General features: G+C 44.8%; 9 protein-coding genes. All 9 read right to left on the bottom strand.

The genetic code is table 11. The features are described 5' to 3' along the window. Window positions 1-266: 266 nt before the first annotated feature. Window positions 267-4322 carry an Ig-like domain-containing protein gene (locus tag TX85_RS17745; RefSeq protein ID WP_233500789.1) on the bottom strand — a complete coding sequence of 1352 codons (4056 nt, stop codon included), beginning with the start codon at window positions 4320-4322 and terminating at the stop codon, window positions 267-269. 346 nt (window positions 4323-4668) lie between these two features. Further along, entirely contained in the window at window positions 4669-5871 is a 1203-nt protein-coding gene (gene metK / locus TX85_RS17750; RefSeq protein WP_044481027.1) for a methionine adenosyltransferase, read from the bottom strand. 186 nt (window positions 5872-6057) lie between these two features. After that, on the bottom strand, window positions 6058-6333 hold the full coding sequence (locus tag TX85_RS17755) for an alpha/beta-type small acid-soluble spore protein (protein ID WP_044481028.1): 276 nt from the start codon (window positions 6331-6333) through the stop codon (window positions 6058-6060). Window positions 6334-6433: 100 nt separating this feature from the next. After that, complete coding sequence (locus tag TX85_RS17760; protein ID WP_044481030.1) at window positions 6434-6973, bottom strand: hypothetical protein; 540 nt, start codon at window positions 6971-6973, stop codon at window positions 6434-6436. 105 nt (window positions 6974-7078) lie between these two features. Beyond that, complete coding sequence (locus TX85_RS17765) at window positions 7079-9604, bottom strand: hypothetical protein (protein WP_044481031.1); 2526 nt, start codon at window positions 9602-9604, stop codon at window positions 7079-7081. 504 nt (window positions 9605-10108) lie between these two features. Continuing rightward, a complete protein-coding gene (locus tag TX85_RS17770) occupies window positions 10109-13159 on the bottom strand; it encodes an S-layer homology domain-containing protein (RefSeq protein WP_049895037.1) in 3051 nt (1016 codons plus the stop codon). 526 nt (window positions 13160-13685) lie between these two features. Next, the gene (locus TX85_RS17775) at window positions 13686-14027 is read right to left on the bottom strand and encodes a hypothetical protein (RefSeq protein WP_044481615.1); all 342 of its coding nucleotides are present in this window, start codon (window positions 14025-14027) and stop codon (window positions 13686-13688) included. A 174-nt stretch (window positions 14028-14201) separates the two neighbouring features. After that, window positions 14202-18239, bottom strand: coding sequence for an S-layer homology domain-containing protein (locus TX85_RS17780; protein ID WP_044481032.1), 4038 nt, complete (start codon window positions 18237-18239; stop codon window positions 14202-14204). 215 nt (window positions 18240-18454) lie between these two features. Next, complete coding sequence (locus TX85_RS27660) at window positions 18455-18895, bottom strand: hypothetical protein (RefSeq protein ID WP_233500790.1); 441 nt, start codon at window positions 18893-18895, stop codon at window positions 18455-18457. Window positions 18896-18906: the final 11 nt, after the last annotated feature.

The following is an 18906-nucleotide window of genomic DNA, read 5'->3' on the forward strand; positions in this document are numbered from 1 at the left end:
GAAATAAACAACCTTAAATTCCAGCATTTTCAGCTTTTGCACTAAATCCTCATATTTAACGTCAAAAATTTCACTAAAACAGCCAATACCCAGATATTACTCAATTTAAGGTAACTTTCTTCACTATATCACAACCGCCCGCTCTAGACGTACGAGCATGACAATGCTCGCTCTAAACCTACGTGTATGGCTAATTGTATCAGCCGTAAGAGCAAGACATCTGCTGCCCAAAAATACGGGTAACCCCGATAACAGGCACCTTTATCCTACTGTGTCAGCTTATCCAATACCCGCTTCAGCATAACCGCTGCTTCTGCACGGCTGGCATTTCCAGCAGGCTGGAACTGGAATCCGGTGCCGACATTCACGCCTTGAATAATCCCTTCATTCACAGCCTTTGCAACTGTGTCCTTGGATTGGATCTTCGCCGCATCCTTGAACCGGGACAGCGTTGTTGACGCACCGCCGCCTGTGTTCATCTTATAGCCCGTATACTCCATCGCACGGACCATCATCAGAGCCATCTGCTCGCGAGTAATATTATTGTTCGGCTTGAACGTCCCATCCGTATTACCGTTGATAATCCCCGCTGCCGTAGCCGCACGTATATATTCGGCTGACGGATCCGATGAGGAGACGTCCGGGAAGCTAAGCGTTCCTGACGAACCAGCGTTGTCAGCGCTAAGTCCCAGGCCTTTCGCGATAAACGTCGCAAATTCGGCTCGGGTAATGTTCCGATTCGGCTCGAATTTATAGCTTGTTCCGCCGCCTGTTGATTCTATAACCATTTTACCCGCAAGGTCAAGGATGTCATCCTTCGCCCAATGGCGAGACGTGTCCTCGAAATATCCGTATCCAAGCGCAGGCCCTACAATCGAGTTCCCGCTCACTGTGCCGGAGAATACACTGCCTGTTCCACTGCTCTTCATCCCCGACAGAATATAATTTACCTTGCGATTAGCGGTATTGTATTTAAGCAGCATTCCACTGACAGAGGAGGATTGTCCGGCCTCCCGAATGTAGATTTTCCCCTTATGACTGGTATCGTGTAATAAACCGCCGCTCGTGCTCGCTCCAACAAATACCTCCAAAGGATCGTTCACGGCACTGACCGTAGCTGTCCCGCTCGAAGGAAGTGATGGCACACTATCACGCGGTATATTTTCCAGCCGCACAAGCAAGTATACTCCATCCAGCGTACTGTTTCCCGTAATGCTTGATATTCCCGAGAAGGAGATGTCCTTAATCTGCTGCACATACATATTATCACCAAACTTCACGCCAATGGACGCGGTTTTCCCGCTGGTAAAGGCATCCTTCAACGGGCCGAGCGGTATGGCTACCGATCCGGCCTTCTCCGTATTAGGAACCTCAAACACCATGATCTTATCCCCTGATGCAGAACTGGAACTATTCGTCAGAAAATCAAGGGCTCCCTTTACCTGATCCGTAGCCAGGGTGTATCTATTCACCGACTTTCCGTAACGCGAGTTGTCGGCGGTCTTCGTAGCAGCACTCTGATCCAGCATATAGCTTCCGTTAATGCCAAAGGTTGTTCCATTCATTAATGTCAGATACGAAGGCTGAGTAGTAGTAGTAGTAGTCCCCGTGCTCGTTCCAGTTGAGGCTCCTGATGTCAGATTCGTTACCGCCAGCCCGCTAAAGCTCTTCATCGCATTGCCCGAAGTATCATAGAGCAACACAGAACCCGTCATATACGAAACCTCAACCGCTTGTGAAGCTGCAACCGCACTGGCGAGCTTGAGGGTTACCGTGTCCCCGCTCACACTCACAGACTGGATGGAGCGAGGATCCTTGTTCACCGATACATAGAACTGGCTTGCCGGGAACGTCGAAACCGAGCGCAGCGGGGAGCTATACGTAATTGTGAGTGTATCCCCACGGACAACTGCAGATCGAATTCCCTCTATAACTACCGCATAATTGATCGGCTGAAGATCAATGTATCCCGCGAGGTTGCCATTCAGATCCGCAATCCCTCCCGGCCCGGATACATAGGAAATCGTCACATTTTGATCCTTTGTAAAAGAAGAAGCCAGTGTCAGAAGCACCCGATCCCCTGAAATTTCCACCTTCGTTACATAGATTGGGGCGTTGTTGACCAGCACCGAGAACTGGCTTTTCATCGGAACGCTGGTAGTGCGAAGCGCCTCGTCATAGGTCAAAATAATGCTCGTGCCAGAGCCCTCCACACTTGTGAGCTTCGGCGGAACTGTATCATACGAATTGCGGACATAGTAATCGGCAAATCCTGCAATATTTTGGCCTCTCAGATCCTGAAGCGGATAAGAGCCGGGGGAATAAGAAACTCTGACTACTTCCCCATTGCCAACAGAACTGGACAGATACAATGTAACTGTTGAGCCGCTCTGGGAAATTCGATCAATTCCTTTAGAGTAGCCGTCAGCCGTTACTGTAAACTGTTCATAAGCGTAGGTAGACACACTTTTCATAGAGTCGCTGAAATACAATGTTAGTATACTTCCGGAGACATAGCCGTCCTTCGGCTTCGGCATGACCGAATCGATACCGTTCGTCACGTCCTTGCTTGAAATACCCCCAGCCAAGTTGCCAGCCAGATCCCGAATGGGACGCAGGCTGCCCTGGCTATAGCTAACCCGAATGTTCTGACCGACAGCTACTCCAGTCTCCAGAACCACGTATGCACTATTTCCCGAAATATAGGCGTTGCTGAGTTTTCTCGTCTCTCCATTCACCGTCACAGTGAAGCTGGATGTCAGCAGAGTAACCGTAGAATCCAGTGACTCATCATAGGTCAGACGAATCGTTCTGTTCCCTTCCATTGTGGCCGTTTGCAGCACAGGAGGCGTCTTGTCTATAGACACGGTCTGGAAGGCCCAACTGGAGGCTCCGTTCAAGGCCGTGTTGAGCGTGCCCGTTGCAGTATCCTTCACTGCACCAGCCGCAATATCAATGTAATAGGTGGAGCCTTCCTGCAAAGCACTGGAGGGAACGATGTTTAATCTAGCTCCCGAGGCAGTGATGCTTGCCGGAATCGCCGTAGTTGTTCCTTGCTTGCGCAGCGTCACTTTACTGGCATCCTCCAACGTAATAGGGTTGCTGAACGTTGCATAGATGCTGGTAGTCAGGCTTATTCCTGAGCTATTATTAGCTGGAAATACGGAAGAAATACGAAATGTGCCAGAAGCTGAGCTGCTTCCCGTTGTGAAAGTCCAATTACGAGCCTCCGTCGAATTTCCATCTGTATCCTTGAATGCCCCCACAGGAACATCCACTCTGTATGCTGTGGAATAGCTTAGAGCAGGCAGGGTGATCGTAATACTTGAAGTTCCTCCGCCCTTTACATCCGCCGAAGTAACTGCTATATCGCGCATCTTCGTGCCATTAGCGTTCAAGGACAAAGTGATTACTCCACGATCCGGATAGACAGGACGAGAAAAGTTCAATTTCAGAGTCTCATTAATCCCAACTCCTGTAGCCCCAGCAGCAGGTTGCGTTGAGCTCCAGGCTACGGCGTTCCCTCTCACATTGACGAACCATTCCTGGGCACTGGAGATCCCTGCAAAGGCCTGACCATCACTATCTACAAATGCCCCTTGATCAACCAATACATAGTAACGCTCCCCTCTAGCCAAGCCAGTCACTGTCCAGGAGGCTGTTCTGTCTGCGATCATGGCTGCCGTAGCAGCGGCACTGAACACAGTTGCATTTGAAGAAGCGCTCTTCACGGTCACACTGCCTGTTCCGGCCAATACGGGCTTATCAAACGTGAGACTGAACGTAGTGGACGTCCCAACCAGGTCTACTATAGCACCCGATGCCGGCAAGAAGGGATTCTCCTCAGCCTTCACTGGCGGCCGGCTGTTTGAATCGCTTAAGCTTGTGAATGATAATTCGAAGGCAGCACTTGAAAGCGATGAATCCACGGCATCAACAAATGCCCCCTCACTACCGATCACATGGTACACTTGACCTTCTGTCAAACGCTTTCCCGCTGGAATATCAATTTCCATACTTAAAGTAGTAAATACCGGTGAAGGCGTCACACCAACTTCATGGAACAAGGTTCCACCTTCAACAATCTGTATGGTTCCATTTCCCGGTTTAACTGGGCGATTAAAATTCAGTACGATCTTATCCGTATCCAGCGATACTCCCTTAGCCCCGTTCGCCGGAACCATACTCTCGATCAACTCGAACGGGTCTCCTGGAGCCGCACTCGCCCCTCCTACACCAACTAGTAGATTCAGCAACAAGCATACCGCCAGCAGCAGCGACACCTTTCCTCTTGAGCTCTTCATCCTTGTCATTTTGTTCATTTCATCTGGCTCCTCTCACAGGCATTCAGAATCTGTTAGCATAATCAGTTCTATGTATTTCAGCACAAATGGCTGCTAAGCACATACCTACTTTTATTAACGGCATAAGTTCAATAGTTTTTTAGTGTTTTACCTGAATCATCCAATTTTAACCTTATCAGGTTCACATTGTTCAGAAAAATACGGGGTTAAAAAATGAGCCACATATTTCAATTACTTTCATTTCGCAAAAAAGCAGACCCCTCTGCCAAGGCAGCGAGTCTGCTTGTTATCAATTATTGCTGTGGCGTCGTGTTCAAGCACGACTTGTCATTCATCAAATACAACACACGCTTCATTTCCCCGCTTACAGTCCAGCCTGCTCCTTCAACACCCCAGCCTTATCTACACGCTCCCAAGGAAGATCGAGATCTGTACGGCCAAAGTGACCATAGGCAGCGGTCTGGCGATAAATTGGACGGCGCAGATCAAGCATGCGAATAATACCGGCAGGACGAAGATCGAAGTTCTCACGAACCAGCTCAACCAGCTTCTCCTCTGGAACCTTTCCTGTACCATACGTGTCGACATTGATCGATACCGGATTGGCCACACCGATTGCATAAGCCAACTGGATCTCTACCTTATCGGCAAGGCCGGCTGCAACGAGGTTTTTCGCTACATAGCGCGCTGCATAAGCTGCAGAACGGTCCACCTTTGTCGGATCCTTACCCGAAAAGGCGCCCCCGCCGTGACGGGCATAACCGCCATATGTATCAACAATGATTTTCCGTCCGGTCAGCCCAGCATCCCCTTGAGGTCCCCCAATGACAAAGCGCCCTGTCGGATTTATGAAATACTTGGTTTCAGCATCCAATAGCTCAGCAGGAACGATCGGCAGGATGACCTGCTCCTTGATGTCCCTCTGGATCTGCTCCAGGGTGATCTCCTCGGCATGCTGTGTCGATACCACAATCGTATCCACCCGCTTCGGTTTGCCATCCACATACTCAATCGTGACCTGAGTTTTCCCATCCGGACGAAGATAGTCCAGCGTTCCATCCTTACGAACCTCCGACAATCGACGAGCAATACGATGTGACAGTGAAATCGGAAGCGGCATCAGCTCCTCCGTCTCATTTGTGGCAAACCCGAACATTAAGCCCTGGTCACCTGCACCAATATTCTCCGTCTCCTGATTCATCTTCTCCGGATCCCGGTTCTCAAGCGCTGCATTTACTCCTTGAGCAATGTCAGCGGATTGTTCATTCAATGAGGTCAATACCGCGCATGTATTATAGTCAAACCCGTACTTGGCACGGGTATACCCGATCTCCTTCACCGTCTTACGAACAATGGCTGGAATATCTACATACTCTGACTTTGTACTAATTTCCCCAATGACAAGCACCAAGCCCGTGGCTACGGATACTTCACATGCAACACGTGCATAAGGATCATTCTCTAGAAAAGCGTCGAGCACCGCATCCGAAATCTGGTCGCAGATCTTGTCCGGGTGTCCCTCCGTTACAGACTCAGATGTAAATAAATGGCGTCCTTGAATGGACATGAAATTCAACCTCCCCTATACCTAATATGGCGGCTGGCGATGATTCCATACATTAGAATAATTAGAATCCGCTTCAGCCGTCCATGAAAAAGGCTAATCAAAAAATGAACCTTCTCCTTGACGGAAAAGGTTGCATCTACAGTCCTTAATTGTCATATTAACTTATTTGCAAGATGATGTCAAAAATTAGTGCAGTAAAAAGTCTTGCTGTGCCTTGGCTACAAGCCTTTTTGTAATCTCTCCGCCAACGGATCCATTCTCTCTGGATGTCAGATGTCCCCAACTGCCTCCATAGCTACTGCTTGCTCCCATGGCTCCAAGCTCTCCTGCAAACTCCGTGTCGGTTGAGCCGCTAGTAGCCCCTCCGCCTACAGGAAGTCCAAATTCCGCTGCAATCTCATATTTCCACTGCTTCAGAACCTCACGGCATTCCGGTATGACCTTACTGTTATTCCTTGCCACGGCATTTCCACCTCCATCATTATTCTTTCAGGTGTAGTATGCCTGACTAGTAATTGAAATAAGCTGATGAATGTTTGCTACTGGAGGTAAAATGTGTATTCTAACGTATCGAGTACGATCCGCGTACCATTACAGTCAAGCTATATTTATTCCCTTCCAATACCTGAATGCCCCGGCCTTCACGCGGAAAAGAAAGCAGATGGTTATTCGACACTGTTCCACCATTTTTGATGTCAACGCCATCGGTCAGATCCGCTACCCCGTTTGAATCTGAACTATAAATTACAGCCTTGCCTGCTCTGACCACAAACTCTGCCCCAGCTCCGGCAATCAAAGTCTCGCCCGGCTTCACGGTAACAATCTCCACCGCCTCAGCCGATCCGCTTGTGCTTCCTCCCGTAGATGGGGTTGATGGTGTTGATGGGGTCGATGGTGTTGATGGCGTGGTTGATGCTCCGCCGCCTTTCAGCGCTTGTTGGATCGCTTGATCCACATAACTCTTCGTAACGACTGGATCATCGCTGCTCCCTGGCTGAGAAGCCACACTAGCCCCCTCTGCCGTCAAATTCAACAGCGAGCCAGCCCACACGCTTCCGCCAATCACCACAGCGGCCGCTGTATATTTCCATACTGTTTTCATCATGCTCCTCCTCAATAAAATCCTTAAACGTTGATGAATAATAATATTGTAATGTATGAAAGAATAAGTAGAAATCCCCCCAAAGGAGAGATTTCTACTAATGTGTTAATTATGAAGGTCTGTGTTTACATAAGGGACTGCTTGTGTTGCAATCTTTGTCTTAACTCCTTGATGAGAGTCATAGATTGAAAATTGGAAGGCTCCTGATCTGGATGTAGCGAAAATCAGATCATTGACTACGAATGAGAAATTCAAGTTAGATCCAACTAACATATCCTTTTCAATTTCAACTTCCTTCTCAAATCTTGCACCGCTTGAATCCACCACTTCCAGTACGAACTTATGCTGGAATTCTCCAATTTCAAAGGTCAAGTCACGCTTCAAATCATACTTCATCTTCACTTCAAGCCCTGACGAGTTCGTGCGTCCTTCTATTTCTCTTACATCTAGCGTGTATGGGAATAATTCTACACCCTTTAACGTACTCTTAATATCACGGCTTTCCAAGTTTAGTTCCATTGCATTTGCATTTACGTAGCCTGTAGGCTTGCCTTCTGCATCCGTAAATTTGTTTTCCGTAATGCTCTCTCCCACTACAAGATTCCAATTAGAGACAACCGTTCCTTTTGGTACCTTGGCTGAGAATGATACAACGCTAGCTGCCTTTGGACCCACCGTAGTCTTCACCTGGCTTACATCTGCTTTGTAATAATGTCCTTCATCAGTCTGGAAATACCCGGATAACTGAGACAGTCTATTCTGCTTGTCTTCCAAATTTCTCATAATCAATTCAGTATAGATGATATCATTGGTACTACCTTTATAAAGGTATGTTTTCCGAGTCATAAGATCTGCCTTCTTACCTGCAGTATCCAAATTATTATAAGACCCATCAGCTACAACCTTGAAATCCGTTGTTTTACCATAATTCGAGAACATAATCCAATTACTTGTTTTATCGGTTCCCGTTTTCTGCAGCAGTTGGACTTGCAATTGAGAGAATTTAACACTTTCCGGAACATTTGCAACTACATATACACTGGCTTTTTCTCCTGGACCCAAGATTTGAGTAGTGTTCGTATTGACCAATTGAACCGAACTATTTAAAGAGGTAAGATCCATCTTGTATGTTCCAACGAATTCAGGAAGCTTGGCCGCTTTGACTCCCTTGTTCGTGATTGTAATTTTGGTTGAAAGCAGATTTCCATCATCCCATGGAAGCTTCTGTATGCTATCAAGTGTTACGCCATAGGTACCGTCATTATTCTTAACCGTTTTCTCTTCCCCTACTGCATACTGCATCTCTGTATACTCCGGAAGTTTATATGCAGCTATAGGATAAGAATTAGTCTCAACTGCTGGTTGCTCTGGAGACGTGGAGTCAGACTCAGTTGGTGTCTTTAGAATTAATTCCATCTCTTCAACATTAGAGACAACCGGAATAGACCCATCAACAGAAATAATTTGTTCGCTGCCTGGTTGAAGTGTCATTCCTTCTAGTCCGCTTGCAGATAGAGGGTACGACTTATTACCTATTTGAATATCAAATGCATAAGCCGGGACTGTTACAACTTTATCTCCCTTATTTCTAAGTGCAAATTGTATAGAAAGCGCACTTTCCCCAAAGCTCTGATTTCTGGAAATACTCTCAATGCTCGTAGCGATACTACTGTTGTTAATTTTCAGAATTTTTTCTTTAGCAACTTCTGTTGAAGAATTCTTGTTGCTCTTAATTCCTAAATTCATAGATGCTAAACCAACATCGCTCTTAAGACTCTCTTCATTCTGAACTATCATGAGGAGCATATTATTCAGATTAACTATTCTAGGAACTTTAGCAATCAAATTGAGCGTTTTACTTTCTTGAGGCAAAATTTGAACTTTAGAGCTCAGGGAATCAGGATTCAATGCAAATGGTGTACCGCTTGCCGTTTGAACAATAAACTTCAAATTGGAGCTATCAAGGGTTTTGAACCCGGCATTTTGCATATATAATGATACATTCACATAATTCTCATCACCAAGGCCTAATACACTAACCGAGGTTACCTTTGCATTAACCGTGTTTTCATTAATTTTGAGCTTTTGAGTTGTATTAGCAGGAGCTGCTATCGAGTAACTGGAAGGAACATTAATGCTGCCTAAATGCTGCTCGTATCCTGGCAAACTAAAGTTCCACTTTATTAGAATAAAATTCAAATCACTGTATTTTAAGCCTTTTGCTATTTTTGTTGTGTAGGTCACGCTAAGCGAAGAACCCGGCACTACTTTCTTTTTGTCTTTATCTGTCCCTATAGCCTGGACACTATAAATCGTACCCGATTTAGTCTTAACCTTTGTCCAATAATCAACTAAATTTAAAGCCTTTTTGTCGTTGTTTTGATAAGTCAAGGTATAGGTTAGGACATTCTCGTTCTCCTGGGCTAAAATATTTACGTTGCTTAATTTCACTGTGCTATTGTTAGTAATCTTAACAGCACTTAAATTACTCAGCGTCTTTACTGCAGATTGAGTCTGAGTTTTCGCATTCGTTGCATTTGTCTTCGCAGCAGCATCCACTATGTAGCTTCCACTTTGAGCAACCAAAGCAGCAACAGTCAAAGATGCAACAACCAGTTTAGCTTTACTCAAGGTCAAACCTCCTATTAATAAAAGTCGTATATATTATATACGCACAAACTTAAAAAAAGTTTAAAAAAAGATTATGAACTGAGGATGAACTTAGTAAGAAAACACTTTATTTCCATGATTAGCGTGAGTTTTTAATAAGCTTCGTCGTCTTTACTTTATAGTTGTTGGTTTAACGCAGATTATAGGGGGTATCCATCCAGTCGAGTTTATCTTATAAGGCATGATACTTTTTTGAGGTGACCAGGATATAGCGAGGCATAAAGTCCGTTCAAGAATTTTTTTCGAATATCATATATCCTTATGACTTGCCACTAACCATATTCTCCCATTTTTATACCACAGTAGTTTGAGCATTCCCACTCATCACGAACGTACTAGGTATTCGTAGATATAAATCTAAACCACACAACCGCTATGTGGCTATTTTTTGTTTCACTTGCTTCGCAAGCCCCGCTCTTAAGCTGCTAAAAAAAAGAAGCCCCGAAGGGCCTCTTTTCTAGGAAACTAGTTGATGTAATCGTAAAGCTCGTTGACTTCAAATTTCGACAAGGTTTTGCGAGCATTTGAAATGTCAGTAATTGCTTTACTGTAATCAGCAGTGTACTTGAACAATACTTGATCAGTAAGAGCAATTGTGTTGTTGTTATCTGCATGCAGAGTAAATACTACTTTCAATTGATTTGTACCCAGCGTGCTGTCATCAGCAACAGAGTAAACATTATTAATCGTTGCAGCTTTATCTTTTACTTTTACTTCAAACAGACCTTCCAAACCATAAGCATAGTTACCAGCATTCGATACATCGATGGCTTCAGTGAAAGTCAAAGTAGCTTCATACACAGCAGTTGTAGCTGATGGCTTAATAACGAGACCATTGTCGATAAGTTCAGGTGCAACATCATCTACAACGTTGATGTTTGGTGTTGCTGCGTTACCGTTCGATGCTTCAACCAATTTAACTGCGTTTCCATAAACATCCTGTGTAGTGTGTCTTACAGTAGTTACTTTAAGACCTTTAGTTTCTGCATCAGCCGGAAGCTCTCTGCCGGATCCCTCAAATTTCAGGTACAATGTTTTGTAATCCGAACTAACTGTGTAACTCGTCGGAGTGTAAGTTCCTACTCTGAAGTCAGTGTAGTCAATGTAGTTCAGTTTACCGTCAAATTCCAGTTTCACTTCTTTAGTACTTGTAGCAGTTGCCTTGCTCAAAGCAATAGCCTGATCCTTGACCACTGTTTCCAAAACATAACCGCCGGTCGTAGATACAAAGTAGTTACCGTCAGCGTTTGCTACATAGTTTGCTCTGATTGTCGAGCCCGTTGCAACTGATTTTTTCGTAAAGATACGAACTGTATCAGAAGAAATAATCGTTACATCACCAGACTCTGCAGCTAATCTTTCTTCAGAAGTACCATTAACCAAGAAATACTTAGCATAATCAGATGCATCGCCAACACCCGAAGTTGCTACAGGTTTATTAAACTCAATGTAAACATAACGGCCATCGCTATAAGGCTCAACCCATGCGCGACTAATTGCCCCTACTTGAGCCTTAGCTGCATCAAGATCGATAGTGTAAGGCAGCATGGAGTTAGGTACATAAGCCGTATCCTGCAAACCAGAAATGGTGAGTGTGTACGACTTGTTGTCCAAGTCATTACCCAAGTTGATAGTTACAGTATTGTTCTTAACATCAAAACTTGGTTTTTCAATTGGATTACCTTTAGCATCAGTTCCAGCTTTATCGGCAACCTTACCCTCGGAATCCTTCAACACATAGTTAGTACGGTCTTCAACAGTCGAAGTTTTGAGAGCTTCACTAAATTTAACTTTTGCAATGTAATTGCCGTTCTCGTTTTTAAGCTCGTAGCTCAACACTTCTGGGCGTACTGTGTCAAGGGTAGGATTAACCTTAACTTCACGATCAGCACTGTTATCACTGTAATCGCGAACGCCTTTCAGATAAATCGTGTTTTCGCTGTAGTTCAAAGCCTTTTTATCATCAGTGAATTTAACAGTTACTTTGTTATCGTTAATTTCGATGATACCAGTATTTCCGCTAACATTGGCATAAGCGCTGTTAACAGCTTTAATTGGCTCATTGAACTCAACAGTAACTTCTCTCAAATCTTTGGAAGTTGCGCTAACAACTTCAGGTGCAGCAGTATCAACTGTAGCTGTGAAATCATAATCTACAGGGACTACTTTCAGACCAGAAGCATCTGCAACATTACTTACGGAAATCTTATGATCTCCTTCAGTAAGGTTAGTAGACAAGATTACAGTATCTGGATAGCTATATACGATAGAAGCTCCGATAGCCTTACCATCGATTTTATAGTTAGCAGATTTAACAGCTTCAGCACGCTGTACCGGTTCGCTGAATTTAATTTTTACAGCTTTCGTTCCAAGACCAACTACTTCTTTCACAGTTGGAGTTGTAACGTCAACCGGAGTGAATTTCACTTTTTGAGTGAAAGTCTTAGTGCTGTCGCCATTCTTAACGTTGTTGATGGAAAGTTCAAATTCTTTTTGGTTAGTCAAAGAATGAGCTTCATCAAACAACAAAGTTACAGAAGTTTTGTCTTCAGACACAGTTGCACTCTTGAAGGTTCTGTCAGCAACGCTGTAGTTGCTTTCAAGTCCAGCAGATGTAGCATCTACAGTACCATCAAAAGTAACAACGATTTGCTTCAGGTTGTCAGCTTTAACGGATTGAACTGTTTGAGCCACAGTAGTAACATAAGTTACTTTGTGAGTGTACTCACGGTCTTGGTAAGTGAATTTAACTTCAGTTTCTTTGTTAGCTTCGAGAGCTGTTTCCAAAGCAACCTTCACTACTTCATCGTCGGACATTGTGAACTCAACATTCTTAGGATCCACTACTTTGTAAGAAGCTACAGTAGGAACTTGGTTAGCTTCGTAGATTGCATAAGCTGCAACGATCGCTTGGGAGCGAGTAGCATTAGCTTGGTAGTTGATGCCTTCAGGCAAGAAGCCTTCCTTCACTGCTGCTGCAACATAACCTTTAGCCCATTCGCTAGCACTGTTGTTAGCTTCAGCAGGAACTTCCAGTTTCAGAGCAGCTACCAGAACCTTAGCAAGTTCTTGTACAGTCACATTGCCACTAGGATCAAACAGTTGCTTAGCTTCGTCCTTACCATTCAGGATACCTGCTTGGGTAGCAGCTTCAATGAAAGGAGCAGCCCAATGATTAACTGTGTAGTTCTTATCTTTGTAAGTAGCTACGCCAGTAATTGGTTCCAAACCAATAGATTTAACGATGATCTTAGCAAGTTCTGCACGAGTCAGAGTCTTCTCAAGAGCAGAAGAGCCGTCTGGCATACCATCCATGATGTTCGCTTGCTTCAGAACATCAAATTTTTGTTGCGGGGTCAAATTAGCATCTGCACCGAATGCTACGGAAGCAAACATGGAGAATGCCATTGCTGTAGACAAAGCTACGGATAAAATTTTCTTCATAACCTTTTTTTCTCCTCCTTGATTATCAATCACATGAGAATTTCTTTTAATTGAATAGCTCGTGTTACTCATTAGCCATTGCACCCCCTTTCCAGAGCCTGAGCAATTTTCCTATAAATTAGGTCTGCGGGCAAGCCGCAGAAACTTGTAAACACTTCCCATGCTTGATAGAACGTAGAAATAGACTAGTTTCCTAATCCTACCTAAACATTATACAATGAGTCGCTAGTGCCGTAAAGCTAATTTTTCTAATAGATAGACAAGTTTCCCCATGAGGAACATCTTGGAATGTCTAATTCCGGCACCCGCTTCATTGATTCTGTTCACGTTCTATATCTTAAACGCAGGTGATTCCAAAAAGTTGCGGCAGTTTTAAAAAAAATTGCAAGATTGTTACCTTTGGCAAGGTTAGCCGCTTTTTCATCTTTTTGCATCTTATACCGCCTGACGGAAATTAGTATAACATCCCTGAAAATTACAGTCACTAAGTAACATTTTCCATAACCAATACCCATAATTTATGAAAGTAAAACGAAAATAAGACGTCCAAATTTGGACGCCTTACCGAAATTATATGGAAAAGAACTCTTTCTCCATTTTATCTCACTCTCATCGCAAGCTGGATAATCCTGGCGCGCATCTGCGGATCGCTCTCCAGCTTGGCGTACATATCGTCAATTGCCTGTTTATTGTCCTTATAAGTCTTCTCATGCTTCATCGTGTTGTGGGACCATTCAATTAACTCATCTTCCGCTGCACGCAAATCGTTAAATGCATCATGGAAACCGGTCTCAATGACTAAGCCTTCCATTACCTCCTGAGTGACTTCCTGAAGCTTGGCGGTTTCTTCGATCCGCTTCTCCAACACCTTGGATTTATCCTCGAACTTTCTCTTCGCCTTCGTATAGCCTAGTTGCGGTTTAGATAAAATCGGTTTCATCTGTATCATTTCACCCTTTGCGAAAATGTCTATCACTTTGCTATTGTATCCTAAAGTCAGGAAAAATACAAAAAGATGTAATTGGAAACACAGGAATCCCCCTGCCGCTAGTCTATCGCGGACAAGGGGATACACTGTTTCTACCTATTTTAGTGTAAGTTCAAACAACCTCTACTAATTGAAGTTCTTAGGGAAGATGTCCGTGCTCTCCTTGAACAGCTCCACGGCAATCTTGCCTGCTTCTGCGCGAGTCATGTAGCCCTTCGGATTGAAGCTGTACGTTGCTTTCTTCTGTCCTGGAAGTGTAGTCGCCGCGCCATTCATAATCTTCGCCTTGGACACTGCCTGGATCGCAGGTCTAGCATAGTAATCCATGCTTCCGGAGTCCGTAAAGGACTTGGCCAATGACGAATTCAGCTTGTCGTCATTCAGAGCCAGCTTGAGCTTGAGCGCTCTGGAGATCATCACAGCTGCCTGTTCGCGCGTAATCGGCGTATACGGGGCGAACTCGCCTTCATTCGTACCCGCTACAATACCAGCCCGTGCTGCTGTCTCAATGTACTTGTAGCTCCAGGTCTCTGTAGCTGCGCCCGGCCCCACATCTGTAAAGGTGGATTTGGAATGATTCCCATCGGTCGGATAATTCAACGGAATATTCAAGCCCTTCACCAGCAGAGTTGCAAATTCCCCGCGCGTAATCCGGTCATCTGTACCGAAGCTGTCTCCGCGCAGATTCTTCATAATCCCCTTGGAATAGAGCGCATTAAGAATATTTCTTGCCCAGCCATGGTTTGTAATGTCACTATAGCCCCTCTTGAGCTTCATAACCATGTAATAACCAAAATCATCAAACGGCACTGTAATTTTATGCCCCTTGGTATCTACCTCACCACCAATATTTTCCCAAATACCGGTATCCGTGAGACGGAAGACCGTAATCGTTGTTCCAGCTTCATCTACCACACTGCTGTTATAGGACAGCGTCAACTCTCCGCGCTGTGATGGAACAATTTTTCTGGAAGCAGGAAATCTGGTGAAGTAGCCCTCAAGAGAATATGGAGCAAGTCCGTTTGTAGCCCCAATGTCGCCGCTCTCACCCAAGCCTCCGTGAATCCAATACACATCAGAGACAGGTGTGAAATTCGCTCTACTCTCAGGACTGGAGAACTTAGCTCTCACATCAATCGGAATCTGAATAGGATCATAGCCGCTCTCTATATTGTTATTTTGTCCACCAATGTAGTTGCCATAATCATCGCGCTTGCCTACCACGCCATTCTCGGGATCGGCAATACCGAACAGAATCTTGTTATCCGGATAATACTCAATTGCGCTCGTACCAGGAAACGCAGTCTGTAAAATAGTTCCCTTAGGGAAACTGAGTTCGATCTTTTTGTTGAATACACTATATTTCGTAGCGGCCTTCACCGCCATGAATTGACTATCCACATTTACTGCTGAGGTATAGTAAACTTCGATGGTATCCTTGAAGCTTGTATCTGCACGAACAATCTCTATTTTTACCTTCGTACTCTTATCTGCTTTGAGTCCAGTGTAGTCATAGATATAACGATCAGCGAGTCCTGCCTCTTGACGCAGTTCTGCTTCCTCGCCATCAATTAGAACCTTCGTTGCTCCCTCTGCCTCAATGTCAAAACGAACAAAGTTCTTGTTTACAATGTACTGTCCATCTACATTCGGCTGCGGGGCGAGCAGACGGTATGGTTCAACTACACGAACCAACTCAATCTTCTTGTTGGTTCTGGAGCCTGAATCATTGATTAACTCCAGATTAAACACATAGCTTCCCGGCACTTCAAGATCCACATCATGCACGCGGAATACAAAATCCTTCTCACTGCCTACAAGCGTGTAGGAATAAGACTTGGAGCCGCCGCCAAAATCGTAGGTGAAGGAATCCGTCACCTCGGTTACATCAGTTCCCATGGTTTTATCCAACAGAGTTGTCGAGCCAAAGTACAATTTGACCCGTGTTGCTCCACTGCCTCGCCCAAGCAAGTGAGCCGTCTTATTATTTGTTGTATAATTTCCGGCCTCAGCACTATAGGTAAAGCTTGGAGATAGAAGGAACAAGGTGTTCATGACTGTATCAAGAGCTTCCTGCGCTCCTGTATTAACATTATCAAGCGCATCCTGCATTTGAATCCGAGTTGGCAAGGGAGCTGTAGTGCCTGATACTGCTGCCGGCTGTAAATTGCTGATTGTCGCTCCATTCTTGTCTACAATATAGACCAGCATTTCTCCCGTTACTGTACGAGCGTTGCCATTACCATCCATAGAGGTTCCATAAAAGATAATCCGGTTTTCACCATAAAAGAGAGGTCCTTGTGGCCCAATCTTTACTTTCAGTACAAAGGAGTTGTCAGTAGGATAACTAACTTCTCCAACCTTTGTTGTCTCCCCTGGTGCTGAAGCTAACCCATTCACAGAATAGGAGGCGTTGGTCGGAGCCTTGAAATTTTCAAAGCCCAAATAGCTTCCTTCAACTTTAAGTTCAAGTGTGTCAGGGTCTTTAGAATCCACTTCAATCGTCTGACCATAGATCAGATTCGTGAAAGAGATTTTAGTCATTGTGATATAAGAAACAGTTGCTCTCGCCTCTTCACCACTGGTATACCAGAAAGCAAGCTGCTGCTGGCCGGAAGAAAAGTCGGAGATCTTGTAGATTTGCCAATTTGAGCCGCTAGCTACAGGGGTAGTGCTTATATCCAAGGTTTTAGAGCCCTTTGGCAAATACGTGGCGTTCACATTCCCGGTAAGGGCCGCACTGCCTTCAATGTATACATAGAAAGTCCCTGAATTTACTGTAGCTCCGTTAAGATTTACCTTGGTTAAGTCCTTAGTAGCATCGAAGCCGGCTTTCGTGGATTCTGTCTCATAGGCAGGCAGGTAATACATATTTTTAATCGTTGCCTGACCGGGCAAATAACGGAAGGATACCGGAACGGTCGCACTGAATCTTGGCACAGTCGCCGCAGGATCACCATAGGTCACTCGAAGCGAAATCGTGTTGGTTTCACTACCTACAGCCGGAATACCGTCGACCTTAAAGGTGACCGCAAGATATTCCGGGCTTCCGCTGGCATTGGGGATGATTACATCCTGTCCTGTTTCATTCGAATAGGAGCCATCAGCATTGACTGCTTTCATTTTCAGAACCCTCAGGCTAGAGGTCACATCCACAAAGTCCGGATCACTAGCACTCTTGTATGCTACCTTACCATTTGCAGAAAAGGAACCTTCGTTAGGCGTGTCAGCATCCTTCTGATAGGGAATAATAACCTGACCAATAATACTGACTCCAGCACCTGCACTTTCTGTAATAACAGGCGTCTTGCCGTAAGCATCATAAGCTGTAGATGTAGAAGCGACATATAGGCCAGTCATTTTCTGTGTATCACTAATACGGAAGATCGTACGATTCATCGTAATGGTATCTGAACCATTAGTAATTACAATCTGTAAATCATTAACCCCTTCGGCCAATGACAATCCGGAGGCATAGAATTTGCCGCTATACTCATCCCGCGGTACGGTGTTCGGAGATTTTCCGTTCACAGATACCGTTACTGTATTTGTGTTCTGAACGATCCCCTCCAGAGACACCATGGCTTCCTTGGTTACCACAGGCGTTCCTTCATTTAGATACTTGGCCAAGGAACCGCCCTCATACATTTTCAGTTCCTCAAGATAAGGAATTTTGTCATAGAGCACGTAGAAGGATTCCGATTGTGTAACTCCCCCTTGTGTACCCGAGAACGTAATCCGGTTGAATCCAGAAAACAAGGTAACATCCCGCACCGAAAAGTTATTTCCTGAAGTGGTCATTGTATTGGAATACACATTATTGGTATCAGGAACCCAATCAATCTGATTGGCTACGGAACTAGGTACTGAATTTAATCGTTCTACTGTAACCAACATATTATTGGAAGACAGCCCTGCTCTGAATGAGCCTTCGATCGTAAGAGTTCCTGTTGTAACCTTGTAGGCATTCTCACGACTCAACTGGTCTCCAGTGTATTCCATAGTTAGACTGAAGGTATCCCGCAGACCTGGCGTCGATGGGATAAAGTAGCTTGGCAAAGCACCCGCCGCACTTGCCTTCGGAGCAGACAGGCCTACCGGCAGCAACGAAATGACAAGCGACAACAAAGTGAGCCAAAGAAACGGCTTCTTGAAACGCTGCATAATTATTTCTCTCCTTTTACCTTAGATTGTTGTAGTTCCCGTTAAGTGGAAACCGTCCAAAAGGTCGTATAGAGTAATTATCGGACAAGAAAGGAAAGAATTTTAGGAGATTATCAAAATCACTTCTGAAATTATCAAGCGGATAGCCAAAAAGCCCCTGACACCGCTAAAGCAGCGGAGCAGGGGCCAGGAATACAACTAATATATTTATTTAATTACTTTGCCAGTCTGATACTGCGGATTTCGGATTCCTGCTCCAGCGAGCGGGCGGAAAGCTTTTCTACAATAATCTCCAGGCGCTCCTGCTTGGTCTTGACGGACGCTACCTCGCCATGCAGCTTGTGAACATCCATACTCAGAGCGTCAAGCTTGGCGTCAGTCTCCTCCTGACGATCCCGAATTGCACGGACAATCTCATTTGTCTCCTGCAATTGGGTACTCATAAGATTCTGTGTCTCCTTAAGTTCCAGAATATCAGACTTCATTGACTGCATGTCTGATTTCATGGCCTGCTGCTCGGACTTCAGGGAACCTATGTCCGATTTCATCGACTGTATATCGGATTTCATCGACTGTATGTCCGATTTCATCGACTGCTGCTCGGACTCGATATGGTCCAGCTTATGCAAAATCTGGTGGAGTAATTGTTCACTCATTCGAATAACTC

Source organism: Paenibacillus antibioticophila (genome assembly GCF_000455265.1).
Lineage (GTDB): Bacteria > Bacillota > Bacilli > Paenibacillales > Paenibacillaceae > Fontibacillus > Fontibacillus antibioticophila.

Coding starts and splice junctions, on each gene's coding strand:
- TX85_RS17760 (WP_044481030.1), bottom strand. CDS start 6,973: ATGAAAACAGTATGGAAATATACAGCGGCCGCTGTGGTGATTGGCGGA.
- TX85_RS17775 (WP_044481615.1), bottom strand. CDS start 14,027: ATGAAACCGATTTTATCTAAACCGCAACTAGGCTATACGAAGGCGAAG.
- metK (WP_044481027.1), bottom strand. CDS start 5,871: ATGTCCATTCAAGGACGCCATTTATTTACATCTGAGTCTGTAACGGAG.
- TX85_RS17745 (WP_233500789.1), bottom strand. CDS start 4,322: ATGAACAAAATGACAAGGATGAAGAGCTCAAGAGGAAAGGTGTCGCTG.
- TX85_RS27660 (WP_233500790.1), bottom strand. CDS start 18,895: ATGAGTGAACAATTACTCCACCAGATTTTGCATAAGCTGGACCATATC.
- TX85_RS17770 (WP_049895037.1), bottom strand. CDS start 13,159: ATGAGTAACACGAGCTATTCAATTAAAAGAAATTCTCATGTGATTGAT.
- TX85_RS17780 (WP_044481032.1), bottom strand. CDS start 18,239: ATGCAGCGTTTCAAGAAGCCGTTTCTTTGGCTCACTTTGTTGTCGCTT.